This window comes from Streptomyces sp. DT2A-34 (genome assembly GCF_030499515.1).
GTDB lineage: Bacteria > Actinomycetota > Actinomycetes > Streptomycetales > Streptomycetaceae > Streptomyces.
Genome location: NZ_JASTWJ010000001.1, coordinates 5,094,029 through 5,113,097, shown reverse-complemented (window position 1 = coordinate 5,113,097; position 19,069 = coordinate 5,094,029). Strand labels below are relative to the sequence as shown.

Below are 19,069 nucleotides of genomic sequence, written 5' to 3'. Positions count from 1 at the left end.
CCGTACCCCCTACGAGGAGGCCGAGGCCGACGGGGCGTCGCTGGGCGGGGTGCCCGTCGGGGCACCGCTCGGCGGCGTACCGCCCTCGCCGCCACCGCCGCCGCTGCCCGCGCCGGTTCTCGGCGTCCGGGTCGACGCCGATGGTCAGGAAGCCCTTGTAGCCCTTGGAGGGGTCCTTCTTGTGCACGGCCTTGAGAGTGAGCAGGCCGCTGGAGGCGCCGCCGTCGTAGACCATGTCGTTGTCGAGGGTGGTGTAACTGCCGGAGTGCTTCGAGTAGGGCTCCAGCGTGAAGATCTCCTCGGCGTAGGGGCCTTCGGTGACGCTCGACATCAGCGTCATGCAGTGGCCGGCGCTCTCCGAGGCGGTGGTGGAGGCTGTCGTCGCGGCGTCGGCCGTGGTCGTCGTCGTGCCGGTGTCGGCGAAGGCCGCCTGATAACCGGCGACGGCGAGCCCGCCCGCCGCGACCGTCCCTCCGGTCACCGCGATCGCGCGGCGCCGGGTGATCGACTTGTCCTTGGGGTTTCCCGTCATGACCAGGAAATTAGGGACGCCGTCCGTCAGGAGCATGGGGTGGCGCTGTGTGGGGGCTGTGAGTCCTGAGGAAGCTGAAGTCGGCGGCGCGCACTGGCCGTTTGCGGGTCGGTCACCGGAGAACTCACCGATTGATCCGACCCGTCCAGCGGCCGCACGCGGTGGCGCGCGCTACACCGCCACCAGCGGAGCGTCTTCCCTCCATTTGAGGATCTTGTCGAAGCTCACCACCGCCCCGCCCCGCCCCGGCTTGTTGCCGATCTGGACGTGGTCGGCGAGTTCCGCGATGAGGCAGAGTCCCCGGCCATGCTCGGCGTCGCTGGCCACCGGGCGCGGGGCGCGGGACGGTGCGGCGAAGCCGGGGCCCGAGTCGGTGACCTCGATGTGGCACTTCTCGCCGTCGAGATAGGCCGTGACGCGGTAGGCCTGGGGGGAGCCGTCGGGCGCGGTGTCGCCGCCGTGCTCGACGGCGTTCGCGCAGGCCTCGCTGAGGGCGACGGAGAGGTCGTACGACACATCGGGGTCGACGCCCGCGGTCTCCATGGTGCCGATCAGCAACCGCCGGGCGAGCGGCACGCTCGCGGCTTCCCGCCGCAGATGGAGTGACCACCAGATGCTCATGCTCCAGCCTCCTGGCCGCGGCTCGACATACCGTTACGTATTGCCGCGAGTGCCCCGCTGTAAGCACATCATTGACGTGATGCCGCCCATATGGTCGATGCGCCCACACCGGAATCGGTGTATGTCGGGGCGCCTCACACCAGAGGGTGATCTTCCGGTCGTACGGCCCCTATCGCCTCCTACGTCCTCAACCGCCCGTACGTCATCTTGCGGACCTGCCGTATGGCGGCCATAAGGCCAGTGCGATGATGACCCCGCCATGACTGCCCCCCACCCGCGCACGGCGCGCTCCGGAAGTGATCTCCGGATCCTGCGGGCCGCGGTGTTCGCCGCGGTCTGCGTCGTGCTGGCCGCGGTGGGGCACGTGCTGGGCTCCTGCGCCACGATCCCGCTGTGGACCCTGGGCGCCGGGTTCCTCGGTGTGCTTCTGGTCACGGTGCCGTTCGCGGGACGTGAGCGTTCGCTGCCCGGGATCGCGGTGCTGCTCGCGGTCGGTCAGACCGCCCTGCACACGCTGTTCGGGCTCGGACAGCACGGGGCGAGTGCCGGGGCGGCCACCGGAGCCTCCTCCGTGTCCGGGGCCGCGTCCGACGCCGCGCTCGTGGAGCAGGCGGCGCGGCTCCTCTGCGGTACCGCCGCGGCGGCGATCAGCCCGGCCCAGGCCCAGCGGATCCTCACCGAGGCGCGGATCGGCCCGGCCACCGGGGCGCATGCCTCACACCCGTCGATGGACGCTCTGTCGACCGTCACGGACTCCGCCACCGGCTCCAGCGCTTCGCTGCTGCCGTCCCTGCCCATGGTGCTCGCCCACGTTCTCGCGGCGGTCGTCGCGGGGTGGCTGCTGCGGCGCGGGGACCTGGCCCTGCTGCGGATCGTCGAGATGTCCGCGCTGTCGGCGCATTCGGTCGCCGAGGGGGCGTCCGTACGATCCCTGCGCGGGGCGCTCGCGCTGGTGCGCGCCCTGCGTGCCGGGCTGCCGGGCGCGCCCGAGGCGGGCCCGCGCATCCAGTGCGCCGACTGGTTCGGCCCGTCCGAGCCCCGCACCCTCGCACTCCAGCACACGGTGGTCAGGCGGGGCCCGCCGGCCACCGCACTCGTCCTCGCCGCCTGACACGACGCGACCGCCACTCCACCGAGGTGGGGTTGAGGGACCGCCGTCGTGCGGCACGCGCGTGTGCCCGAGTTTCCGATCGAGGGACAGCTCCTTTCCGCCGTTCCGCTGCTTTCCCGCCCGATCGGGCACCCCTGCGCACGCGTACTCCTCTTCACCACCGGAATCTCGAATCTCACCCACAGTGGAGTGCTCCGAATGAAGGCCTCTCGCATCGCCGCCGCAGGCGCCCTCGCCGGCACGGCCGTGCTCGCCCTGTCCGTCCCCGCCTTCGCCCACGTCAGCGTGCAGCCGGAGGGAACCGCCGCCAAGGGCGGTTACGCGGTCGTCGACTTCAAGGTGCCCAACGAACGCGACAACGCCTCGACCACCAAGCTCGAGGTCACCTTCCCGACCGACCACCCGCTGGCCTCGGCGATGCCTGAGGCGATCAACGGCTGGGACATCAAGGTCACCAAGTCCACGCTGGACAAGCCGATCGAGATGCACGGCGAGAAGATCTCCGAGGCGGTCACCAAGATCACCTGGACGGCCACCGGAGACGGCATCGAGGCGGGCTTCTTCCAGAAGTTCCCGGTCGCCGTCGGCCAGCTCCCCGAGGACGCCGACGAACTGGTCTTCAAGGCGATCCAGACGTACTCCAACAAGGAGGTCGTGCGCTGGATCGAGGTCCCGCAGGACGGCCAGGAGGAGCCGGAGAACCCGGCCCCGGTGCTCGAACTGTCGGCCGCCGAGGACAGCCACCACGGCTCGTCGTCGTCCGACGAGGCCTCCGACTCCGACGACGCCGAGGCCGCCTCCGCGAAGACCTCCGCCGCCGAACCCGCCGACAGCAGTGACACCACCGCCCGCGTCCTGGGCGTGGTCGGCATCGTCGTCGGCGCGCTGGGCGTGGCGTACGGCGTGGTCGCCGGCCGTCGGCGCACCGACGCCTGACGCCCCCTTCGGTTCACGGTGCGCGCCGGGGCACGCCCCCGGTGCGCGCCGGAGCTCTCACTACCGGGACATTTTTTTCTATGTGTAAGAAGACTCGTCATGCGTAAGAAGACCTTCGCCGCGGCCGCACTGCTCGCCGCCGCCACCCTGACCCTCTCCGCCTGCGGCAGCGGCTCCGACAGCAGCGACTCGCCCGTCTCCGTGGTCTCCGAGGACACCGGCTCGGACAAGGCCGCCATCGTCCTCGACAAGCCGTTCGAGAAGCCCGACCTGGTCCTCACCGACACGAACGGCAAGAAGTACGACCTCCGCAAGGAGACCCAGGGCAAGCCGACGTTGATCTACTTCGGCTACACCAACTGCCCCGACGTCTGCCCGCTGACGATGAACAACGTCGCCGTCGCCAAGAAGCAGCTGCCCAAGGCTCAGCAGGACGAGCTGCGCGTGGTGTTCGTCACCACCGACCCGGAGCGCGACACCCCGTCCGCGCTCGGCAAGTGGCTCAAGGGCATCGACCCGCAGGTCGTCGGGCTGACCGGCGACTTCGCCACCATCCAGGCCGGCGCCCGCACCCTCGGCATCACCATCGAGCCGCCGCACAAGGACAAGAACGGCAAGATGGTCTCCACCCACGGCACCCAGGTCGTCGCGTTCTCACCGAAGACCGACGCCGGCTACGTCCTCTACACCGAGGACGCCACCGTCGACGACTACACCAAGGACCTCCCCAAGCTCATCAAGGGGGAGAAGCCGTGAGGCGGTTCGCCCCGGTGACCGTGGTGATGAGCGCAGCCCTCGTCCTGGCGGGCTGCGGCTCCGGCGATTCCAAGGCCGAACTGTCCGTCAGCGGCGCCTACATGCCGCAGCCGGTCTCCGACTCCATGGCGGCCGGCTTTCTGACGGTCACCAACAAGGGCGGTACGAAGGACGAGTTGACCTCCGTCACCAGTGACGTCGGCGAGGTGACCGCCCACGAGACCGTCGGTTCGTCGATGCGGGAGGTCAAGGACATCGATGTCCCCGCGCACGGCCGGCTCGTGTTCAAGAGCGGCGGCAACCACCTGATGTTCGAGAACCTGAAGCGGAAGCCGAAGCAGGGCGAGAAGGTGACCGTGCAGCTCCACTTCGCCGAGTCCGGCACGGTGACGGTCGAGATACCGGTGAAGTCGGCGACGTACAGCCCGAAGACCGGACACTGAGGGAGAGACCGCCTTGACCCAGACCATCGCCCCCCGCGTCCGGACCCTCGTGCTGCTCTCCCGTGCCCGGACCCTGGTGCTGCTCTCGCGTGCCCGGACCCTGGTGCTGCTGCTCCTGGCCGCCACGGGGCTGCTCCTCGCCGGTGCCGGGCCGGTCTCCGCGCACGCCGCGCTGACCGGCAGCGACCCCCAGCAGGGGGCGGTGGTCGACAAGGCCCCGACGCAGGTCTCGCTGACCTTCTCCGAGAAGGTCGCCCTGTCCGACGACTCCCTGCGCGTGCTCGACCCCAAGGGCAAGCGCATCGACCGCGGCGCCCCGGCCAACCTGAGCGGCACGACGTACGCCGTGAAACTCCACAGCGGCCTGCCCGACGGCACGTACACCGTCACCTACCAGGTGGTGTCCGAGGACAGCCATCCCGTCGCCGGCGCCTACACCTTCTCCATCGGCGCCCCCTCCCAGACCACCGTCTCCGTCTCCGGCCAGACGGCGGGCGGCGGGATCGTCGGCGCCCTCTACGGGTTCGGGCGGTACGTGTCGTACGCCGGCTTCATCGTCATGGTCGGCGCCGCCGCCTTCGTGCTCGCCTGCTGGCAGCGCGGGTCGGGGGTGCGGGCGCTGCAGCGGCTCGTCGTCTCCGGCTGGCTGGCGCTGACCGCCGCCACGCTCGGGCTGCTGCTCCTGCGTGGCTCGTACACCAGCACCGGGAAGATCGGCGACCTCTTCGACCTGGACCTGCTCGGACAGGTGCTGCAGACCAAGACGGGTGCGGCGCTGGTCTCCCGGCTGCTGCTGCTCGCCGCTGCGGCGCTGTTCATCGCCGTGCTGTTCGGGGCGTACGACAAGCAGGAGGACGAGGAGAAGCGGGACCTCACCTTCGGGCTCGCGATCGGCGGGACCGTCGTGGCGGCGGGGCTCGCGGCGAGCTGGGCGATGTCCGAGCACGCCTCGACCGGGCTCCAGGCCGGGATCGCGATGCCGGTCGACGTCGTCCACCTGCTGGCCGTCGCGGGCTGGCTCGGCGGGCTCGCCGCGCTGCTCGTGGCGCTCTACCGGGCGCCCGCGGACACACCGCTCGACGCCTCCGCCGTACGACGGTTCTCCCGCGTCGCCTTCGGCAGCGTGCTCGCGCTGGTCGCGACCGGGATCTACCAGTCGTGGCGGCAACTCGGGTCATGGTCGGCGTTCACCGGGACGCGGTACGGGCAGTTGCTGCTGGTCAAGATCGGGCTCGTGGTGCTGCTGGTCGGGATCGCGTGGATCTCGCGGCGGTGGACGGCGCGGCTGACCGAGGCAGTCGTGGTGAAGCCGCGGAAGGCGGAGAGTGCGGCTGAGGGCGGGAAGGGAGCGGTCGAGGACGGGGCGGACACGGCCGAGGGGGAAGCCGGCGAGAACGGGACGGACACAGTCGAGGGCGTCGAGGGCGAGGACAAGGCTGGCGAGGGCGAGGCTGGCGAGGGCGAGCGGGAGCACGCCACCGCGCGGGCCACCACCTCCGCCTCCGACAACCGGGACTCCGCTTCCGCTTCCGCTTCCGGCAAGGAGGGCGCCTCGGCCGCCACCCCCGGCAAGAACGGCGGCGAATCCAAGGCGGGCGACTCCCAGCGCGCCGCCCAGCTCGCCCGGCAGCAGGCCGCGATCGACACGGCACGGCAGAAGCAGCAGCGGGACGCCGACCCGAACCGGTTCGGACTGCGCCGCTCGGTGCTCGCCGAGGCAGGGGTCGCCGTCGTCCTGCTCGCCGTCACCACCATGCTGACGTCGACCGAACCGGGGCGAACGGAAGAGGAGGCCAGGGCGGCCACGTCGGCCTCTTCCGCCGACGCCTCGGCGGCCGGGGCGCTGACCCTGGACATGTCGTTCGACACCGGCGGCGAGGACGGCAAGGGCGTCGTACGGGTCGACCTCGATCCCGCGCGCGTGGGCGGCAACGAGATGCACGTCTACGCGGAGCGGCCCAACGGCCGCGCCTTCGACGTCCCCGAGGTGAAGGTCGCCTTCACCCTTGAGTCCCAGGACATCGGTCCGCTGCCCGTGGTCCCCGACCACATCACCACCGGACACTGGTCGGCGAACGGAGTGCAGATCCCCATGGCGGGCGAGTGGAAGATCGCCGTCACCGTGCGGACCTCCGACATCGACCAGACCACCGTTTCCAAGAACGCGCAGATCGGCTGAACCGCACCATGGCTGACCAGTCCATTCCGGAGGCCCGTCGCCCCGAGAAGGCACTTAATGACGGCGTTTGGGAAAGCGCCTCTCCAGGGGACGGCGCCTCCCCCAAGGAGGGCGTCTCGCGGCGTCGGCTGCTCGGGACCGCCGGTGCCACCGGGCTGGTACTCGGTGCGGCCGGCGGCACCGTGGGATACGCCGCCCGGCCGGCCGAGGCGACACCGCTCGCCTCTCTGGGCGCCGGTCAGGTGATGTTTCACGGGAAACATCAGCCCGGCATCCTCCAGCTGCTCCAGGCGCGCGGCCACGTCGTCGCCTTCGACCTGACGGCGGGCGCGGGCCGCAAGGAAGCCGCGGCATTGCTGCGCCGCTGGTCGGAGACGGCGCGGCGGCTGATGGCGGGCGAGGCGGCCAAGCAGGACGACACGGATGTGGCCCGGGACGCCGGGCCGTCGTCGCTGACGATCACCTTCGGCTTCGGGTACAGCTTCTTCGCGCGGACCAGCCTGGAGAAGCAGCGGCCGGTCTCCCTGGACCCGCTGCCCGACTTCTCCTCCGACCAGCTCGACAAGGCGCGCAGCAACGGCGACCTGTGGGTGCAGATCGGCGCCAACGACGCCCTGGTCGCCTTCCACGCCCTGCGCGCGATCCAGAAGGACGCCGGCCAGGCCGCCAAGGTGCGCTGGCAGATGAACGGCTTCAACCGGTCGCCGGGCGCCACCGCTCATCCGATGACGGCGCGCAACCTGATGGGCCAGATGGACGGCACGCGCAACCCGAAGCCGACGGACGCCGACTTCGACCAGCGCATCTTCGTGCCGGAGTCCGGTTCGAAGGACCCGGCCTGGATGGCGAACGGCTCCTACGCCGTCGTACGCCGTATCCGCATGCTCCTCGACGACTGGGAGCAGCTCTCGGTCAAGGAGCAGGAGGACGTCATCGGGCGCCGCAAGTCCGACGGGGCACCGCTGTCCGGGGGCGCCGAGACGACCGAGATGGACCTGGAGAAGACGGACAAGGCAGGGAACCTGGTCGTTCCCATCAACGCCCACGCGCGCATCACCCGCCCCGACCAGAACGGCGGCGCGGCGATGCTGCGGCGCCCCTTCTCGTACCACGACGGCATCGACGCGGACGGGGTACCCGACGCGGGGCTGCTGTTCATCTGCTGGCAGGCCGACCCCCTGCGCGGCTTCGTCACCGTCCAGCGCAAGCTCGACCGCGGCGACGCGCTGTCGAAGTTCATCCGGCACGAGGCGAGCGGGCTGTTCGCGGTGCCGGGCGGGGCGGCGGAGGGCGAGTACGTGGGGCAGCGGTTGCTGGAAGGGTGACGCCGGGGGCGGGGCAGGCAAGGCTGCTGGGGTGAGCTGGACTTGGGTAGGGGTCAGCCAGGCCGGGCCGGGCTTGGCGCATCCCGTGAGCCGGCGTCCGGATCCCCTTGGTGCGGCCGGGTGAGATATGTCCACCGCGTTTCGCAAGGCCCATTAGGGTGAGGTCATGCCAGCGAGCTATGCCTATCTCGGCCCCGAGGGCACCTTCACCGAGGTCGCCCTGCGCACGCTTCCCGAGGCCGCGACCCGGGAGCTGATCCCGTACGTGTCCGTCCAGTCCGCGCTCGACGCGGTGCGCGTCGGCGAGGCCGAGGCCGCGTTCGTACCGATCGAGAACTCCGTCGAGGGCGGGATCACGACCACGCTCGACGAGCTGGTCGCGGGCAAGCCGTTGATGATCTACCGCGAGGTGCTGCTGTCGATCACCTTCGCGCTGCTGGTCAGGCCCGGCACCAAGCTGTCGGACATCAAGACGGTCTCCGCACACCCGGCCGCCCAGCCGCAGGTGCGCAACTGGCTGAAGAAGAACCTCCCGGACGCCCACTGGGAGTCCGCCGCCTCGAACGCGGACGCCGCGCGCCTGGTCCAGGAGGGCCAGTACGACGCCGCCTTCGCGGGCGAGTTCGCGGCTGCCCGGTACGGCCTGGAGGCCCTGGAGACCGAGATCCACGACGCGGAGAACGCCCAGACACGGTTCGTGCTGGTGGGCCGGCCGGCCCGGCCCGCGGCGCCGACCGGCGCGGACAAGACCTCCGTCGTGCTGTGGCAGCGCGACGACCATCCCGGCGGGCTGCGCGACCTCCTGGGCGAGTTCGCCACGCGCGGCATCAACCTGATGCTGCTGCAGTCCCGGCCCACCGGCGCGGGCATCGGCAACTATTGCTTCTGCATCGACGCCGAGGGGCACATCTCCGACCGTCGGGTGGCCGAGGCGCTGATGGGGCTGAAGCGGATCTGCCTGGAGGTGCGGTTCCTGGGCTCGTATCCGCGCGCGGACATGACGCCGGGAGATGTACGGCCGCCGCGCCTGGGGACGTCGGACGAGGCGTTCGTGTCTGCGGCGGACTGGGTGACGCGGTGCCAGGACGGGCGGTTCTGAGCGGCCCGTGACGAGCGCTTGGGACCGGCCCGGTGGCGGCCGGTTCCGACGGCTCCCGCGCAGGTTTCACGCCAGTACTACCAGCTGATTGTCGTTATCCACAGGCGTTATCCACAGGTACTCTTCTCGACCTGGGGACAAGTCGACAAGCAAGGGTGAGTCTGTCGACAAATCGGTCCCCTGGGGGCCTCGGCGTCCACCCTTGCGCAAGTCACCCTTCGTCCACTCTTTTCCTTTGGGCAATCCTTTGGGGCGACCGCTTTCCACTCGAAAGTGCGGATGGATAGAGTTTGTCCTGGGAATCCTCGACTTGCTCGACACGTTGTGGAGTGATCGATTCCGGCATCCACAGCCCATCCACACACCCTGTGGATAACTCTTCCCCGGCTGGGGATTCCTGTGGACAACGGCGGCCCAAATCCCGTTCTCCACAAGGGAATCGAGTCAACCGGCCGCCTCGCGCCTGCCCCGTTCCAGGGAGTGAGACGCCTTTTATTGACACAGCTCGCAATTCACCCATAACGGCACGTAAGCCATGGTCCGGATAGTGAGTCGTGGGCTGTCACCCCGCCCCGGTAGCCTTGAGCGCGTGATTGACCTTCGCCTGCTCCGTGAGGACCCCGACCGAGTGCGCGCCTCGCAGCGCGCCCGTGGAGAGGACGTCGCGCTCGTCGACGCCCTCCTGTCTGCCGACGAGCGGCGCAGGTCGTCCGGCGTCCGCTTCGACGAGCTGCGTTCCGAGCAGAAGAACCTCGGCAAGCTCATCCCCAAGGCCTCCGGCGACGAGAAGGCCGAGCTGCTGAAGAAGGCGAGCCAGCTGGCCGCCGACGTCAAGGCGGCCGACGCCGAGCAGACCGAGGCCGACGAGGAGACCAAGCGCCTCGCGCTCCAGCTCGGCAACCTCGTGCACCCCGACGTCCCGGTCGGCGGCGAGGAGGACTTCGTCGTCCTGGAGACGCACGGCACCATCCGCGACTTCGGCGCCGAGGGCTTCGAGCCCAAGGACCACCTGGAGCTCGGCGAGGCGCTGGGCGCCATCGACGTCGAGCGCGGCGCCAAGGTGTCCGGCTCGCGCTTCTACTACCTGACCGGCGTCGGCGCCCTGCTGGAACTGGCCCTGGTCAACGCGGCGATCGCCCAGGCCACCGAGGCCGGCTTCACTCCGATGCTCACCCCCGCGCTGGTCCGCCCGCGCGCCATGGAGGGCACCGGCTTCCTCGGCCAGGCCGCGGAGAACGTCTACCACCTGGAGAAGGACGACTACTACCTGGTCGGCACCTCCGAGGTCCCGCTCGCCGCGTACCACATGGACGAGATCCTCGACGCCGAGAAGCTGCCGCTGCGCTACGCGGGCTTCTCGCCCTGCTTCCGCCGCGAGGCCGGAACATACGGCAAGGACACGCGCGGCATCTTCCGCGTGCACCAGTTCGGCAAGGTCGAGATGTTCTCGTACGTCGCCCCCGAGGACGCGGAGAACGAGCACAAGCGGCTCCTGGACTGGGAGAAGCAGTGGCTCACCGGCCTCGAGCTGCCCTTCCAGGTCATCGACGTGGCCTCGGGCGACCTGGGCGCGTCGGCCTCCCGCAAGTTCGACTGCGAGGCGTGGATCCCCACCCAGGGCAAGTACCGCGAGCTGACCTCGGCCTCCAACTGCGACGGCTTCCAGGCGCGCCGGCTGTCCGTCCGCATGCGTGACGGCAAGAAGGTGCAGCCGCTGGCGACGCTCAACGGCACGCTGTGCGCCGTACCGCGCACGATTGTGGCGATCCTGGAGAACCACCAGCAGGCCGACGGCTCCGTCCGGGTCCCCGAGGTGCTGCGCCCGTATCTGGGCGGCCGGGAAGTCCTGGAGCCGGTGGCCAAGTGAGCGAGGCGGCCCCCGAGGCTTCCGGCGAGGTATCCGGGGGCTTCCCGTACAAGCTGATCGCGACCGACCTCGACGGAACGCTCCTGCGCTCCGACGAGTCGGTCTCGCAGCGCACCCGTGACGCCCTCACCGCGGCCACCGCGGCGGGCGCCGCACACATCGTCGTGACGGGCCGCTCGGCTCCGTGGACGCGGCACATCCTCGACGACCTCGGCTACCGGGGCCTCGCGGTGTGCGGCCAGGGAGCACAGGTCTACGACGCCGGCGAGCACCGCCTGCTGACGTCGGTGACCCTGGACCGCCAACTGGCGGGTGTGGCGCTGGCCAAGATCGAGGCGGAGGTCGGGCCGCTGTTCCTGGCGGCGAGCCGCGACGGCCTGGACGGCGCTGTCCTGGTGGGACCCGGCTACGCGGTGACCGGCGCGCTCCCGTCGACTCCGTTCACGGACGCGTCGGATCTGTGGTCCGCCCCGCTGAACAAGATCTACATACAGCATCCGGACCTGTCGGACGACGAGCTGGCAGAGGCCGCCCGCCAGGCCGCCGGCGGCTTCGTCACGGTGGCCATGGCGGGCGAGGGCATCGTCGAGCTGCTGCCGCTTGGCCTGTCCAAGGCCACGGGCCTGTCGCTGGCGACCCGGCGCCTGGGCCTGAAGGCCGCCGACACGATCGCCTTCGGCGACATGCCGAACGACATCCCGATGTTCGCGTGGTCGGCCCGGGGCGTGGCGATGGCCAACGCCCATGAGGAGCTCAGGGCCGTGGCGGACGAGGTGACGTCTTCCAACGAGGAGGACGGGATCGCGGTGGTGCTGGAGCGGTTGCTGGGCTGACTGCGGCCGGCGGTTGCTGGACTGGCGCTGGCCGGCGGTTGCTGGACTGGCGCTGGCCGGCGGCCGCGCGGCTGTCGACCGTCGTAGCTGCGCGGCTGCGAGCAGAGCCGTTCGCTCGCGTAGCTGCGGGCAGTGGTGCCGCTGGGGCGGCACGGGTGGGCGCAGCGGCACCTCGTAGCGCCGAGTTACGCGACCCACCCGCCCGGCCCAGCGCAGGTCGCCCCTTTTGAGAGGCGGAAGTTGGGAAGGCGGCCCACGTCGGCGCAGCGCGCCGCGTGCTCGAAGCGGCCGCCCGGGCAGCTCCCCGTGCGGTACGGACTCTACGGAGGGGTAGCGATTACTCCGGGGTCCGCCGCCGACTGCCCTGTCGGGAGCTCGACGTACTGCCGTGCATGGACATCGTCGAACTCCTCTCCCAGTACGTGGCGCCGAACTCGTCGTCCGGCGGTGTGGACACAACCACTGTGCCTGTACGACGAGTTGGGCGCCACTGATTAAAGCCCTGGTAAGGCGCCGCACGCCCCTTACCGGCGGCGCTCCTCACCGGCGGCGCCACTTGCGTCGGCGCCCCTTGCTGAAGAACCATCCGGCGGGCGGCTCGTCGGAGCGCCACGGCTGCGGCTCGGGCTTCTCGCGGCGCCAGCGGGCGGCCAGCATGCGGGCCCGGGCGGACGGTTCGGACGTCTCGGCGGACCGTATGAAGTCCTCGTCCAGGACGAGGTCGTCCCAGTCGTCTGCCATCCCCGTTCCTCTCAGCCGGCCATTCCCATGTACTCAGTGTGCCCGGACAGCGGTGAAGCCTCCGTCAAGAGCGGGCCCGGTCAGGGGCCCGGCTCTTTACGTCTCACGGACGTGTCACTCTTCCCCGGCGAGCGTCAGCGACCGCAGCTTCTGCCCGGCGTACCAGGTCGCCACCACCGTGACCACGGCCAGCAGCACCGTCGCCGTCGTCAGGCCGACGTCCGACGTCACCATCTCCCCGCCTGCGACCTTCTGCGCCACCGCCAGCGCCCACTGCTGGACGCTCAGCGTGCGCGCCCCCTCCACCAGGGAGCCGAACAGCGCCTCCCAGACGAGCGCGTAGACGAGCCCGAAGACCACGGCGTGCCGGGACACCGTGCCGAGCAGCAGGAAGAGGGCGGCGTAGGCGATGGAGGCGACCAGCGCGGCCACCGTGTAGGCGACGGCGATCTGCTGGCCGTTGCCGTTCAGGATGAACCCGGCGATGAAGGTGGGCAGCGCCGAGAACACCATCGTCACGGCGATCGCCACGATCAGCTTGGTGAAGATGATCGTCGACCGTTTCACCGGCTTGGACAGCAGGTACACCACCGAGCCGTCGTCGATCTCGGGCCCGATCGCGCCCGTGCCGGCGATGACACCGATGATCGGCACCATGGTGGCAAGGGCGAGCCCGCCGAGCAGGTCCGACGCGGTCTGGTCGTCGGCTCCGGCGAGACCGCGCACCACCACGGAGACGGCGATGAGCAGCAGCGGCAGCGCGCCCAGGATGAGGGCCCGGCGGCGGCCGAGCAGGGCCCGGTAGGTGAGTCGGGCGACTGTGGGGTCGTACATCTTTCGGCCTCCTACGCCGCGACGAGATACGAGAAGACGGACTCGAGGGACTCGTCGGACGGCGAGACCGTGAGCAGACGGATGCCGTGGTCGCGCGCCACCCTCGGCAGCAGGGCCGTGAAGCGGCCGAAGTCGACGGCCTGGATGTGCAACACGCCCTCGGCCAGGTCGACCTCGATCCCGGACGTCGACGGGTCGGCGATCAGCGCGGCCGCGAGGGCGCGGTCGTCGCTGGAGCGCACCAGGTAGCGGTGCGGGCGGTCGGTCATCAGGCGGCGGATCTTGCGGAAGTCGCCGCTGGCGGCGTGCCGCCCGGCGACGACGACCTCGATGTGCCAGGCGAGTTGCTCGACCTCTTCGAGGATGTGGGAGGAGAACAGCACCGTGCGGCCCTCGTCGCCCATGCGGCGCAGCAGGTCCATGAGCTGCATGCGCTGGCGCGGGTCCATGCCGTTGAAGGGCTCGTCGAGCAGGAGCAGCGAGGGGGCGTGCACGAGGGCGCTCGCCATCTTCACGCGCTGGCGCATGCCCTTGGAGTACGTGGAGATCTTGCGGTCCTGCGCGTACTCCATCTCGACCGTGGCCAGGGCATTTTGGGCGGCCTTGGCGCCCAGGCCGTGCAACTCGGCGTTGGCGACGACGAATTCGCGGCCGGTGAGGAAGTCGTACATCGCCTCGCGTTCGGGGACGATGCCGATGTGCTTGTAGATCGCCTCGTTGCGCCAGACCGGCTGTCCGTCGAGGGTGACGGTGCCGGTGGAGGGGGCGAGGAAGCCGCCCATCATGTTGATGAGGGTGGACTTTCCGGCGCCGTTGGGGCCGAGGAGGCCGGTGACGCCGGGGCCGATCGTCATGGTGATGTCGTTGACGGCGACCACGTTGCCGAACCAGCGGGAGACGTGGTCGATGGAGAGCGTGGTCACAGTCCGACCTTTCGGTAGCGGCGCATCAGGAGGCCGTAACTCGCGGCGATCAGGCCGAGGGTGACGAGGACGTAGACGACGCCGACGCCGTTGCTCGGGCCCACCGCGCCGGGGAACGCGGAGCTCGCGCCCAGGAAGGCCGACTGCACCCCGTCGATGAGTGTGACCGGCGAGAACAGGCCGATCCAGGCGATGGCGCCGCTGCTGCCCCCGCCGTCGCCGAGGGACTGGGCGTCGGCGATGGCCTGGAGGGTGGACACCGCACCGTAGGAGATGGTCAGGACGGCGATCACGGCCGCGATGCCGAAGCCCCGGCGCGGGGTGACGGATGCGATGACCAGGCCGAGGCCGGCGAAGAGCAGCGAGAGCAGTGCCACGGAGACGAGCCCCTGTGCGAATCCCTTGGTCTGGTCGGCGAAGTCGAGCTTGGCCAGCAGCGCGCCCACGTAGAGCACGATCAGCGGGGCCGCGGTGAGGATGAACAGCGCGGAGGCCAGCGCCGCGAACTTCGCCCGTACGTAGTCGGCGGTCTCGATGGGCCGCGAGAAGTACAGCGGTACGGTCTTGAAGCGCAGGTCGCGGGAGACGGACTGGGGTGCCTGCGAGGCGACGTACAGGCTGATCACGGCCTGCATGATGATCGCGTAGCGCGTGTAGTCGACGGGCAGGTCCTTGGCCTTGGTGGCGACCGCGACGGCGACCATGATGGCCGCGGGCACGCACATCACCACGAACAGCAGCATCGGCAGCACCTTGGACTTCACCGAGCGGCCGAGGCCGTAGGCGCCGCGCAGGGACTGCGAGTAGAGGGACCGCGTGGCGTAGGAGCGGCCGAGGCGGGGGCCGTCGTAGGTGCGGTAGCCGATGTTGTGGATGCGGGTCTGGTCACCCGACTGGGTGGCTACGGGATGCTCAACCGCCATGGCCGACGGCCTCCTTCCGCTGTGCGTCGGTGCTCTGCTCGCTGCCGTGCTCGCTGTCCGTGAAGACCTCCGCGATGTGGTGCCGGCGCTGTTCCATGCGCACCAGGCCGAGGCCGAGGTCGGCGACCACGTCGCGCACCAGGTCGTAGGTCTCGTCGCCCTGCGCGGTGAGCAGCAGGATGTGACCGGCGCCCGGGAGGCCGCCGTTGCCGTCGAGAACGTCCACCCCGCGCGCGTGGAGCGCGTCGCGCACCGCGCGGGTGCCGTCCGGGTGGTCGTCGGTGTCGGTGACCTCGATGGCGAGGGTCGTCGTGGTCTGGGTGAAGTCGGTGGTGGAGCTGGAGCGCAGGAGCTTGCCGCCGTCGATGATGACGACGTGGTCGCAGGTGCGCTCCAGTTCGCCCAGGAGGTGCGAGGTGACCAGGACCGAGATGCCGAAGTCGGTGTGGATGCGGCGGATGAGGCCGAGCATCTCGTCGCGGCCGACCGGGTCGAGGCCGTTGGTCGGCTCGTCCAGGAAGACCAGCTGCGGGTCGTGCACCAGGGCCTGTGCCAGCTTCACGCGCTGCTTCATGCCGGTCGAGTAGCCGCCGATGGGGCGGTAGCGCTCCTCGTACAGACCGACGTGGCGCAGCGTGTCCGCGGTGCGCTCGCGCGCGGCGGTGGGCGGCAGGCCGGACATGCGGGCCATGTGCACGACGAACTCGGTGGCCGAGACGTCGGGCGGCAGGCAGTCGTGCTCCGGCATGTACCCGACGCGCTCGCGGATGGCGCCGCCCTTGGTGGCGACGTCGAGGCCGAGCACTTCGGCGCGGCCCTCGGTGGCGGGGGACAGACCCAGCAGGATCTTGATCAGTGTGGACTTGCCGGCTCCATTGGCTCCGACGAGTCCGGTCACACCGGGCCCGACGTCCACGGAGAGCCGGTCAAGCGCGGTCACCCTGGGGAACCGCTTGCTCAGGCTTTCGGTCGCGATCACAGTCACGCTTCGAAGGTAGTCACGCGGGCCACGCCGGTCGTCACCCCGCAGAGCTGTCTTGGGGTCAGACTCCAGGACTACGGGACCCTAGGGGTCACCCTGAAGTCGAACAACGCGGCCCAGGTTTTCCACATCGGCGGAGACGTCGGCGGGGCATCGGCGGGGGCATCGGCGGCGATATCAGCGAGGTTTTCCACAGCCCTCGGCAGCCCTATTGACGCAGCCTCTAACAACTGTCACATTCGCCAGTGTCAAGTTACGGGCACGTACCGCAGTCGGCGTGGACGAAGTGGGGCGGTGGCATGACTACGGCGGTGACAGGCGAACTCCGTGCGGATTCCGCGGAATTGCGGGGGTTCAGGCAGGTCCAGCGAATGGCGTACGAGTGCGCCGAGGCCGTCGCCGCGCGGCTGGAACCGGGGATCACCGAGCGTGAGGCGGCGCGCATGCAGCGCGAGTGGCTGCGTGAGCGCGGTGTGCGGGACTGGTTCCATCTCCCCTTCGCCTGGTTCGGGGACCGCACGGCGTTCGTGAACTTCCGCATCCCGCTGCAGTTCTTCCCCACCAACCGCCGGCTGGAGCCCGGGATGCCGTTCATCCTGGACATGGCCCCTGTGTACGACGGCTACACGGCCGACATCGGCTACTCGGGCTCACTCGGCATCAACCCCGTACAGGACAAGCTGATGGCCGACCTGGAGGCGCATCGCGAACTGATCCTGCGCGAGGTGCGTGAGCGGCGGCCGCTGCGGGAGATCTACGAGGACGTGGACCGGCTCATGGTCCGCCAGGGCTACGCCAACCGGCACCGCGCCTATCCCTTCGGCGTGATCGCGCACAAGGTCGACCGGGTGAAGCAGCGCCGCTGGTCAGCGCATGTCTTCGGGTTCGGCACGCAGTCCCTGAAAGGGCTGGCGAGCGACGCGCTGCACGGTCACCGTGAGGGCTGGTCCCCGCTGTGGTCGCCGTACCGCTTCTCGGACCACCCGCCGCAGCCGGGCCTGTGGGCGGTCGAACCGCACCTGGGCTTTAGGGGTACGGGCGCGAAGTTCGAGGAGATCCTGGTCGTCACCGATTCCGCGGATCCCGAGGAGAGCGCCTTCTGGCTGGACGACGATCTGCCATGGGGGTCCCCCCGCGCGAGGTCGTTCGAGCGTGGGGGAGTGCGGCGTTGGGCGGAGGAGAAGTGACGGTGCCGGTGACTCTTCAGGGCGCGCGCGAACGCCGGGTGCGGACCGGCGGGGTCGAGCTGTGCGTCGCCGAGCTGGGCGACCCCGGGCAGCCGACAGTGATCCTCCTGCACGGCTATCCGGACAGCAAGGAGGTGTGGTCCGAGATCGCGCCGCGGCTGGCCGACCGCTTCCATGTCGTGCTGTACGACGTCCGGGGCCACGGCCGCTCCACGGCGCCGAAGCCGCTGCGGGGCGGCTTCACGCTGGAGAAGCTGACGGACGACTTCCTGGCCGTAGTGGCCGCGGTCAGTCCGGACCGGCCCGTGCATCTGGTGGGGCACGACTGGGGCTCGGTGCAGTCCTGGGAGTTCGCCACCGTCAAGCGCACCGAGGGCCGGATCGCCTCCTTCACCTCCATGTCCGGCCCGTCCCTCGACCACTTCGGTCACTGGATCAACAAGCGCCTCAAGCACCCCACTCCGCGCCGGGTCGGCCAACTCCTCGGCCAGGGAGCCAAGTCCTGGTACGTGTACCTGCTGCACACGCCCGTGCTGCCCGAACTGGCCTGGCGCGGACCTCTCGGCAAGAGCTGGCCGCGCATCCTGGAGCGCATGGAGAAGGTCCCGGGCGCCGGCTACCCGACCTCGTCCCTGCCGACGGACGCGGCGCACGGGGCGTGGCTGTACCGCGACAACGTACGGGCCCGGCTGCGCCGTCCACGTACGGACGCGTATGCGCACGCGCCCGTGCAGCTCATCACGCCCCTCGGGGACGCCTTCCTGTCGGAAAGGCTCTACGACGAACTGGAGCTGTGGGTTCCGCAGTTGACCCGGCGCACGCTTGCGGCGAAGCACTGGATCCCGCGCAGCCGCCCCGACCAACTCGCCGCCTGGATCACGGAGTTCGTGACGTCCGTGGAGGGCGGGCGGCCGGAAGCGGTGACGGCGACCGGGAAGTACGCCGACCGCTTCGGCGGGCAGCTCGTCCTGGTCACCGGCGCCGGCAGCGGCATCGGACGGGCGACGGCGTACGCGTTCGCCGAGGCAGGCGCGCGCGTGGTGGCCGTCGACCGGGACGCCGAGGCCGCGGCCCGCACGGCCGAGATGTCCCGTCTGATCGGCGCCCCCGCGGCCTGGGCGGAGACGGTCGACGTCTCCGACGAGCAGGCCATGGAGAAGCTCGCCGAGAAGGTCGCCACCGAGTACGGCGTGGTGGACGTCCTGGTCAACAATGCCGGGATCGGCCTGTCGGGCTCCTTCTTCGACACCACGCCGGAGGACTGGAAGAAGGTCCTCGACGTCAACCTGTGGGGCGTCATCCACGGCTGCCGCCTGTTCGGGAAGCAGATGGCCGAGCGCGGCCAGGGCGGCCATATCGTCAACACCGCGTCGGCGGCGGCGTACCAGCCCTCCAAGGCACTGCCCGCCTACAGCACCTCCAAGGCAGCCGTACTGATGCTGAGCGAGTGCCTGCGCGCGGAGCTGGCCGGCCGGGGCATCGGCGTCACCGCGATCTGCCCCGGCTTCGTCAACACCAACATCACCTCGACCGCGCACTTCGCCGGGGTCGACGCCGAGGAGGAGAAACGGCGCCAGAAGAAGTCCGCGCGGCTGTACGGGCTGCGGAACTATCCGCCGGAGAAGGTCGCCGACGCCATCCTGCGGGCGGTGGTGCGGGGTGAGGCCGTGGTTCCGGTGACGCCGGAGGCACGCGGGGCGTATCTCATGTCGAGGTTCACGCCGAGGGCGCTGCGCAGGATCGCGCGGTTGGAGCCGCCGCTATGAGTGGGGAGCAC

General features: G+C 70.3%; 17 protein-coding genes and 1 pseudogene. 11 read left to right on the top strand and 7 right to left on the bottom strand.

Annotation, left to right across the window (positions count from 1 at the left end; translation table 11 throughout):
- Window positions 1–9: 9 nt before the first annotated feature.
- A pseudogene (locus QQM39_RS22640) lies at window positions 10–532 on the bottom strand (hypothetical protein).
- A 171-nt stretch (window positions 533–703) separates the two neighbouring features.
- The gene (locus QQM39_RS22635; RefSeq protein ID WP_301999255.1) at window positions 704–1,153 is read right to left on the bottom strand and encodes an ATP-binding protein; all 450 of its coding nucleotides are present in this window, start codon (window positions 1,151–1,153) and stop codon (window positions 704–706) included.
- Window positions 1,154–1,412: 259 nt separating this feature from the next.
- On the opposite strand from QQM39_RS22635, the gene QQM39_RS22630 reads away from it, so the two are divergent.
- From QQM39_RS22630 to QQM39_RS22590, 9 genes are all read left to right on the top strand, one after another.
- Complete coding sequence (locus QQM39_RS22630) at window positions 1,413–2,264, top strand: hypothetical protein (RefSeq protein ID WP_301999254.1); 852 nt, start codon at window positions 1,413–1,415, stop codon at window positions 2,262–2,264.
- Window positions 2,265–2,462: 198 nt separating this feature from the next.
- Window positions 2,463–3,200 carry a YcnI family protein gene (locus QQM39_RS22625; RefSeq protein WP_301999252.1) on the top strand — a complete coding sequence of 246 codons (738 nt, stop codon included), beginning with the start codon at window positions 2,463–2,465 and terminating at the stop codon, window positions 3,198–3,200.
- Between the two features lie 99 nt (window positions 3,201–3,299).
- On the top strand, window positions 3,300–3,956 hold the full coding sequence (locus QQM39_RS22620) for an SCO family protein (RefSeq protein ID WP_301999251.1): 657 nt from the start codon (window positions 3,300–3,302) through the stop codon (window positions 3,954–3,956).
- Between the two features lie 26 nt (window positions 3,957–3,982).
- A complete protein-coding gene (locus tag QQM39_RS22615) occupies window positions 3,983–4,399 on the top strand; it encodes a copper chaperone PCu(A)C (RefSeq protein WP_302003687.1) in 417 nt (138 codons plus the stop codon).
- A gap of 76 nt (window positions 4,400–4,475) precedes the next feature.
- Window positions 4,476–6,578, top strand: a complete 2,103-nt coding sequence (locus QQM39_RS22610) for a copper resistance CopC/CopD family protein (protein WP_302003686.1) — start codon at window positions 4,476–4,478, stop codon at window positions 6,576–6,578.
- A gap of 8 nt (window positions 6,579–6,586) precedes the next feature.
- Window positions 6,587–7,903 (top strand): iron uptake transporter deferrochelatase/peroxidase subunit, encoded by a 1,317-nt coding sequence (gene efeB, locus QQM39_RS22605; RefSeq protein WP_301999250.1) that lies wholly within the window; start codon window positions 6,587–6,589, stop codon window positions 7,901–7,903.
- 166 nt (window positions 7,904–8,069) lie between these two features.
- Window positions 8,070–9,002 (top strand): prephenate dehydratase, encoded by a 933-nt coding sequence (pheA, locus tag QQM39_RS22600; protein WP_301999248.1) that lies wholly within the window; start codon window positions 8,070–8,072, stop codon window positions 9,000–9,002.
- Between the two features lie 589 nt (window positions 9,003–9,591).
- A complete protein-coding gene (gene serS, locus QQM39_RS22595; RefSeq protein WP_301999247.1) occupies window positions 9,592–10,869 on the top strand; it encodes a serine--tRNA ligase in 1,278 nt (425 codons plus the stop codon).
- A complete protein-coding gene (locus tag QQM39_RS22590) occupies window positions 10,866–11,702 on the top strand; it encodes an HAD family hydrolase (RefSeq protein ID WP_301999245.1) in 837 nt (278 codons plus the stop codon). The genes serS and QQM39_RS22590 overlap by 4 nt, the downstream gene beginning before the upstream one ends.
- A gap of 540 nt (window positions 11,703–12,242) precedes the next feature.
- On the opposite strand, the gene QQM39_RS22585 is transcribed toward QQM39_RS22590, so the two are convergent.
- The 5 genes from QQM39_RS22585 to QQM39_RS22565 all read right to left on the bottom strand — a co-directional run bounded on the left by QQM39_RS22585 (window position 12,243) and on the right by QQM39_RS22565 (window position 16,102).
- A complete protein-coding gene (locus QQM39_RS22585; protein WP_062708039.1) occupies window positions 12,243–12,443 on the bottom strand; it encodes a hypothetical protein in 201 nt (66 codons plus the stop codon).
- Between the two features lie 114 nt (window positions 12,444–12,557).
- Window positions 12,558–13,277: an ABC transporter permease subunit gene (locus QQM39_RS22580; RefSeq protein ID WP_301999241.1), complete on the bottom strand. Its 720-nt coding sequence runs from the start codon at window positions 13,275–13,277 to the stop codon at window positions 12,558–12,560.
- 11 nt (window positions 13,278–13,288) lie between these two features.
- Complete coding sequence (locus QQM39_RS22575; RefSeq protein ID WP_301999239.1) at window positions 13,289–14,200, bottom strand: ABC transporter ATP-binding protein; 912 nt, start codon at window positions 14,198–14,200, stop codon at window positions 13,289–13,291.
- Window positions 14,197–15,123 carry an ABC transporter permease gene (locus tag QQM39_RS22570; RefSeq protein ID WP_301999237.1) on the bottom strand — a complete coding sequence of 309 codons (927 nt, stop codon included), beginning with the start codon at window positions 15,121–15,123 and terminating at the stop codon, window positions 14,197–14,199. The genes QQM39_RS22575 and QQM39_RS22570 overlap by 4 nt, the downstream gene beginning before the upstream one ends.
- Window positions 15,113–16,102 carry an ABC transporter ATP-binding protein gene (locus tag QQM39_RS22565; protein WP_302003685.1) on the bottom strand — a complete coding sequence of 330 codons (990 nt, stop codon included), beginning with the start codon at window positions 16,100–16,102 and terminating at the stop codon, window positions 15,113–15,115. Before QQM39_RS22565 ends, QQM39_RS22570 begins: the two co-directional genes overlap by 11 nt.
- Before the next feature lie 302 nt (window positions 16,103–16,404).
- Between QQM39_RS22565 and QQM39_RS22560 the strand changes: the two genes are divergently transcribed.
- Window positions 16,405–17,292 (top strand): M24 family metallopeptidase, encoded by an 888-nt coding sequence (locus tag QQM39_RS22560; RefSeq protein ID WP_301999235.1) that lies wholly within the window; start codon window positions 16,405–16,407, stop codon window positions 17,290–17,292.
- A gap of 8 nt (window positions 17,293–17,300) precedes the next feature.
- Window positions 17,301–19,058, top strand: coding sequence for an SDR family oxidoreductase (locus tag QQM39_RS22555; RefSeq protein ID WP_302003683.1), 1,758 nt, complete (start codon window positions 17,301–17,303; stop codon window positions 19,056–19,058).
- Window positions 19,059–19,069 lie beyond the last annotated feature (11 nt).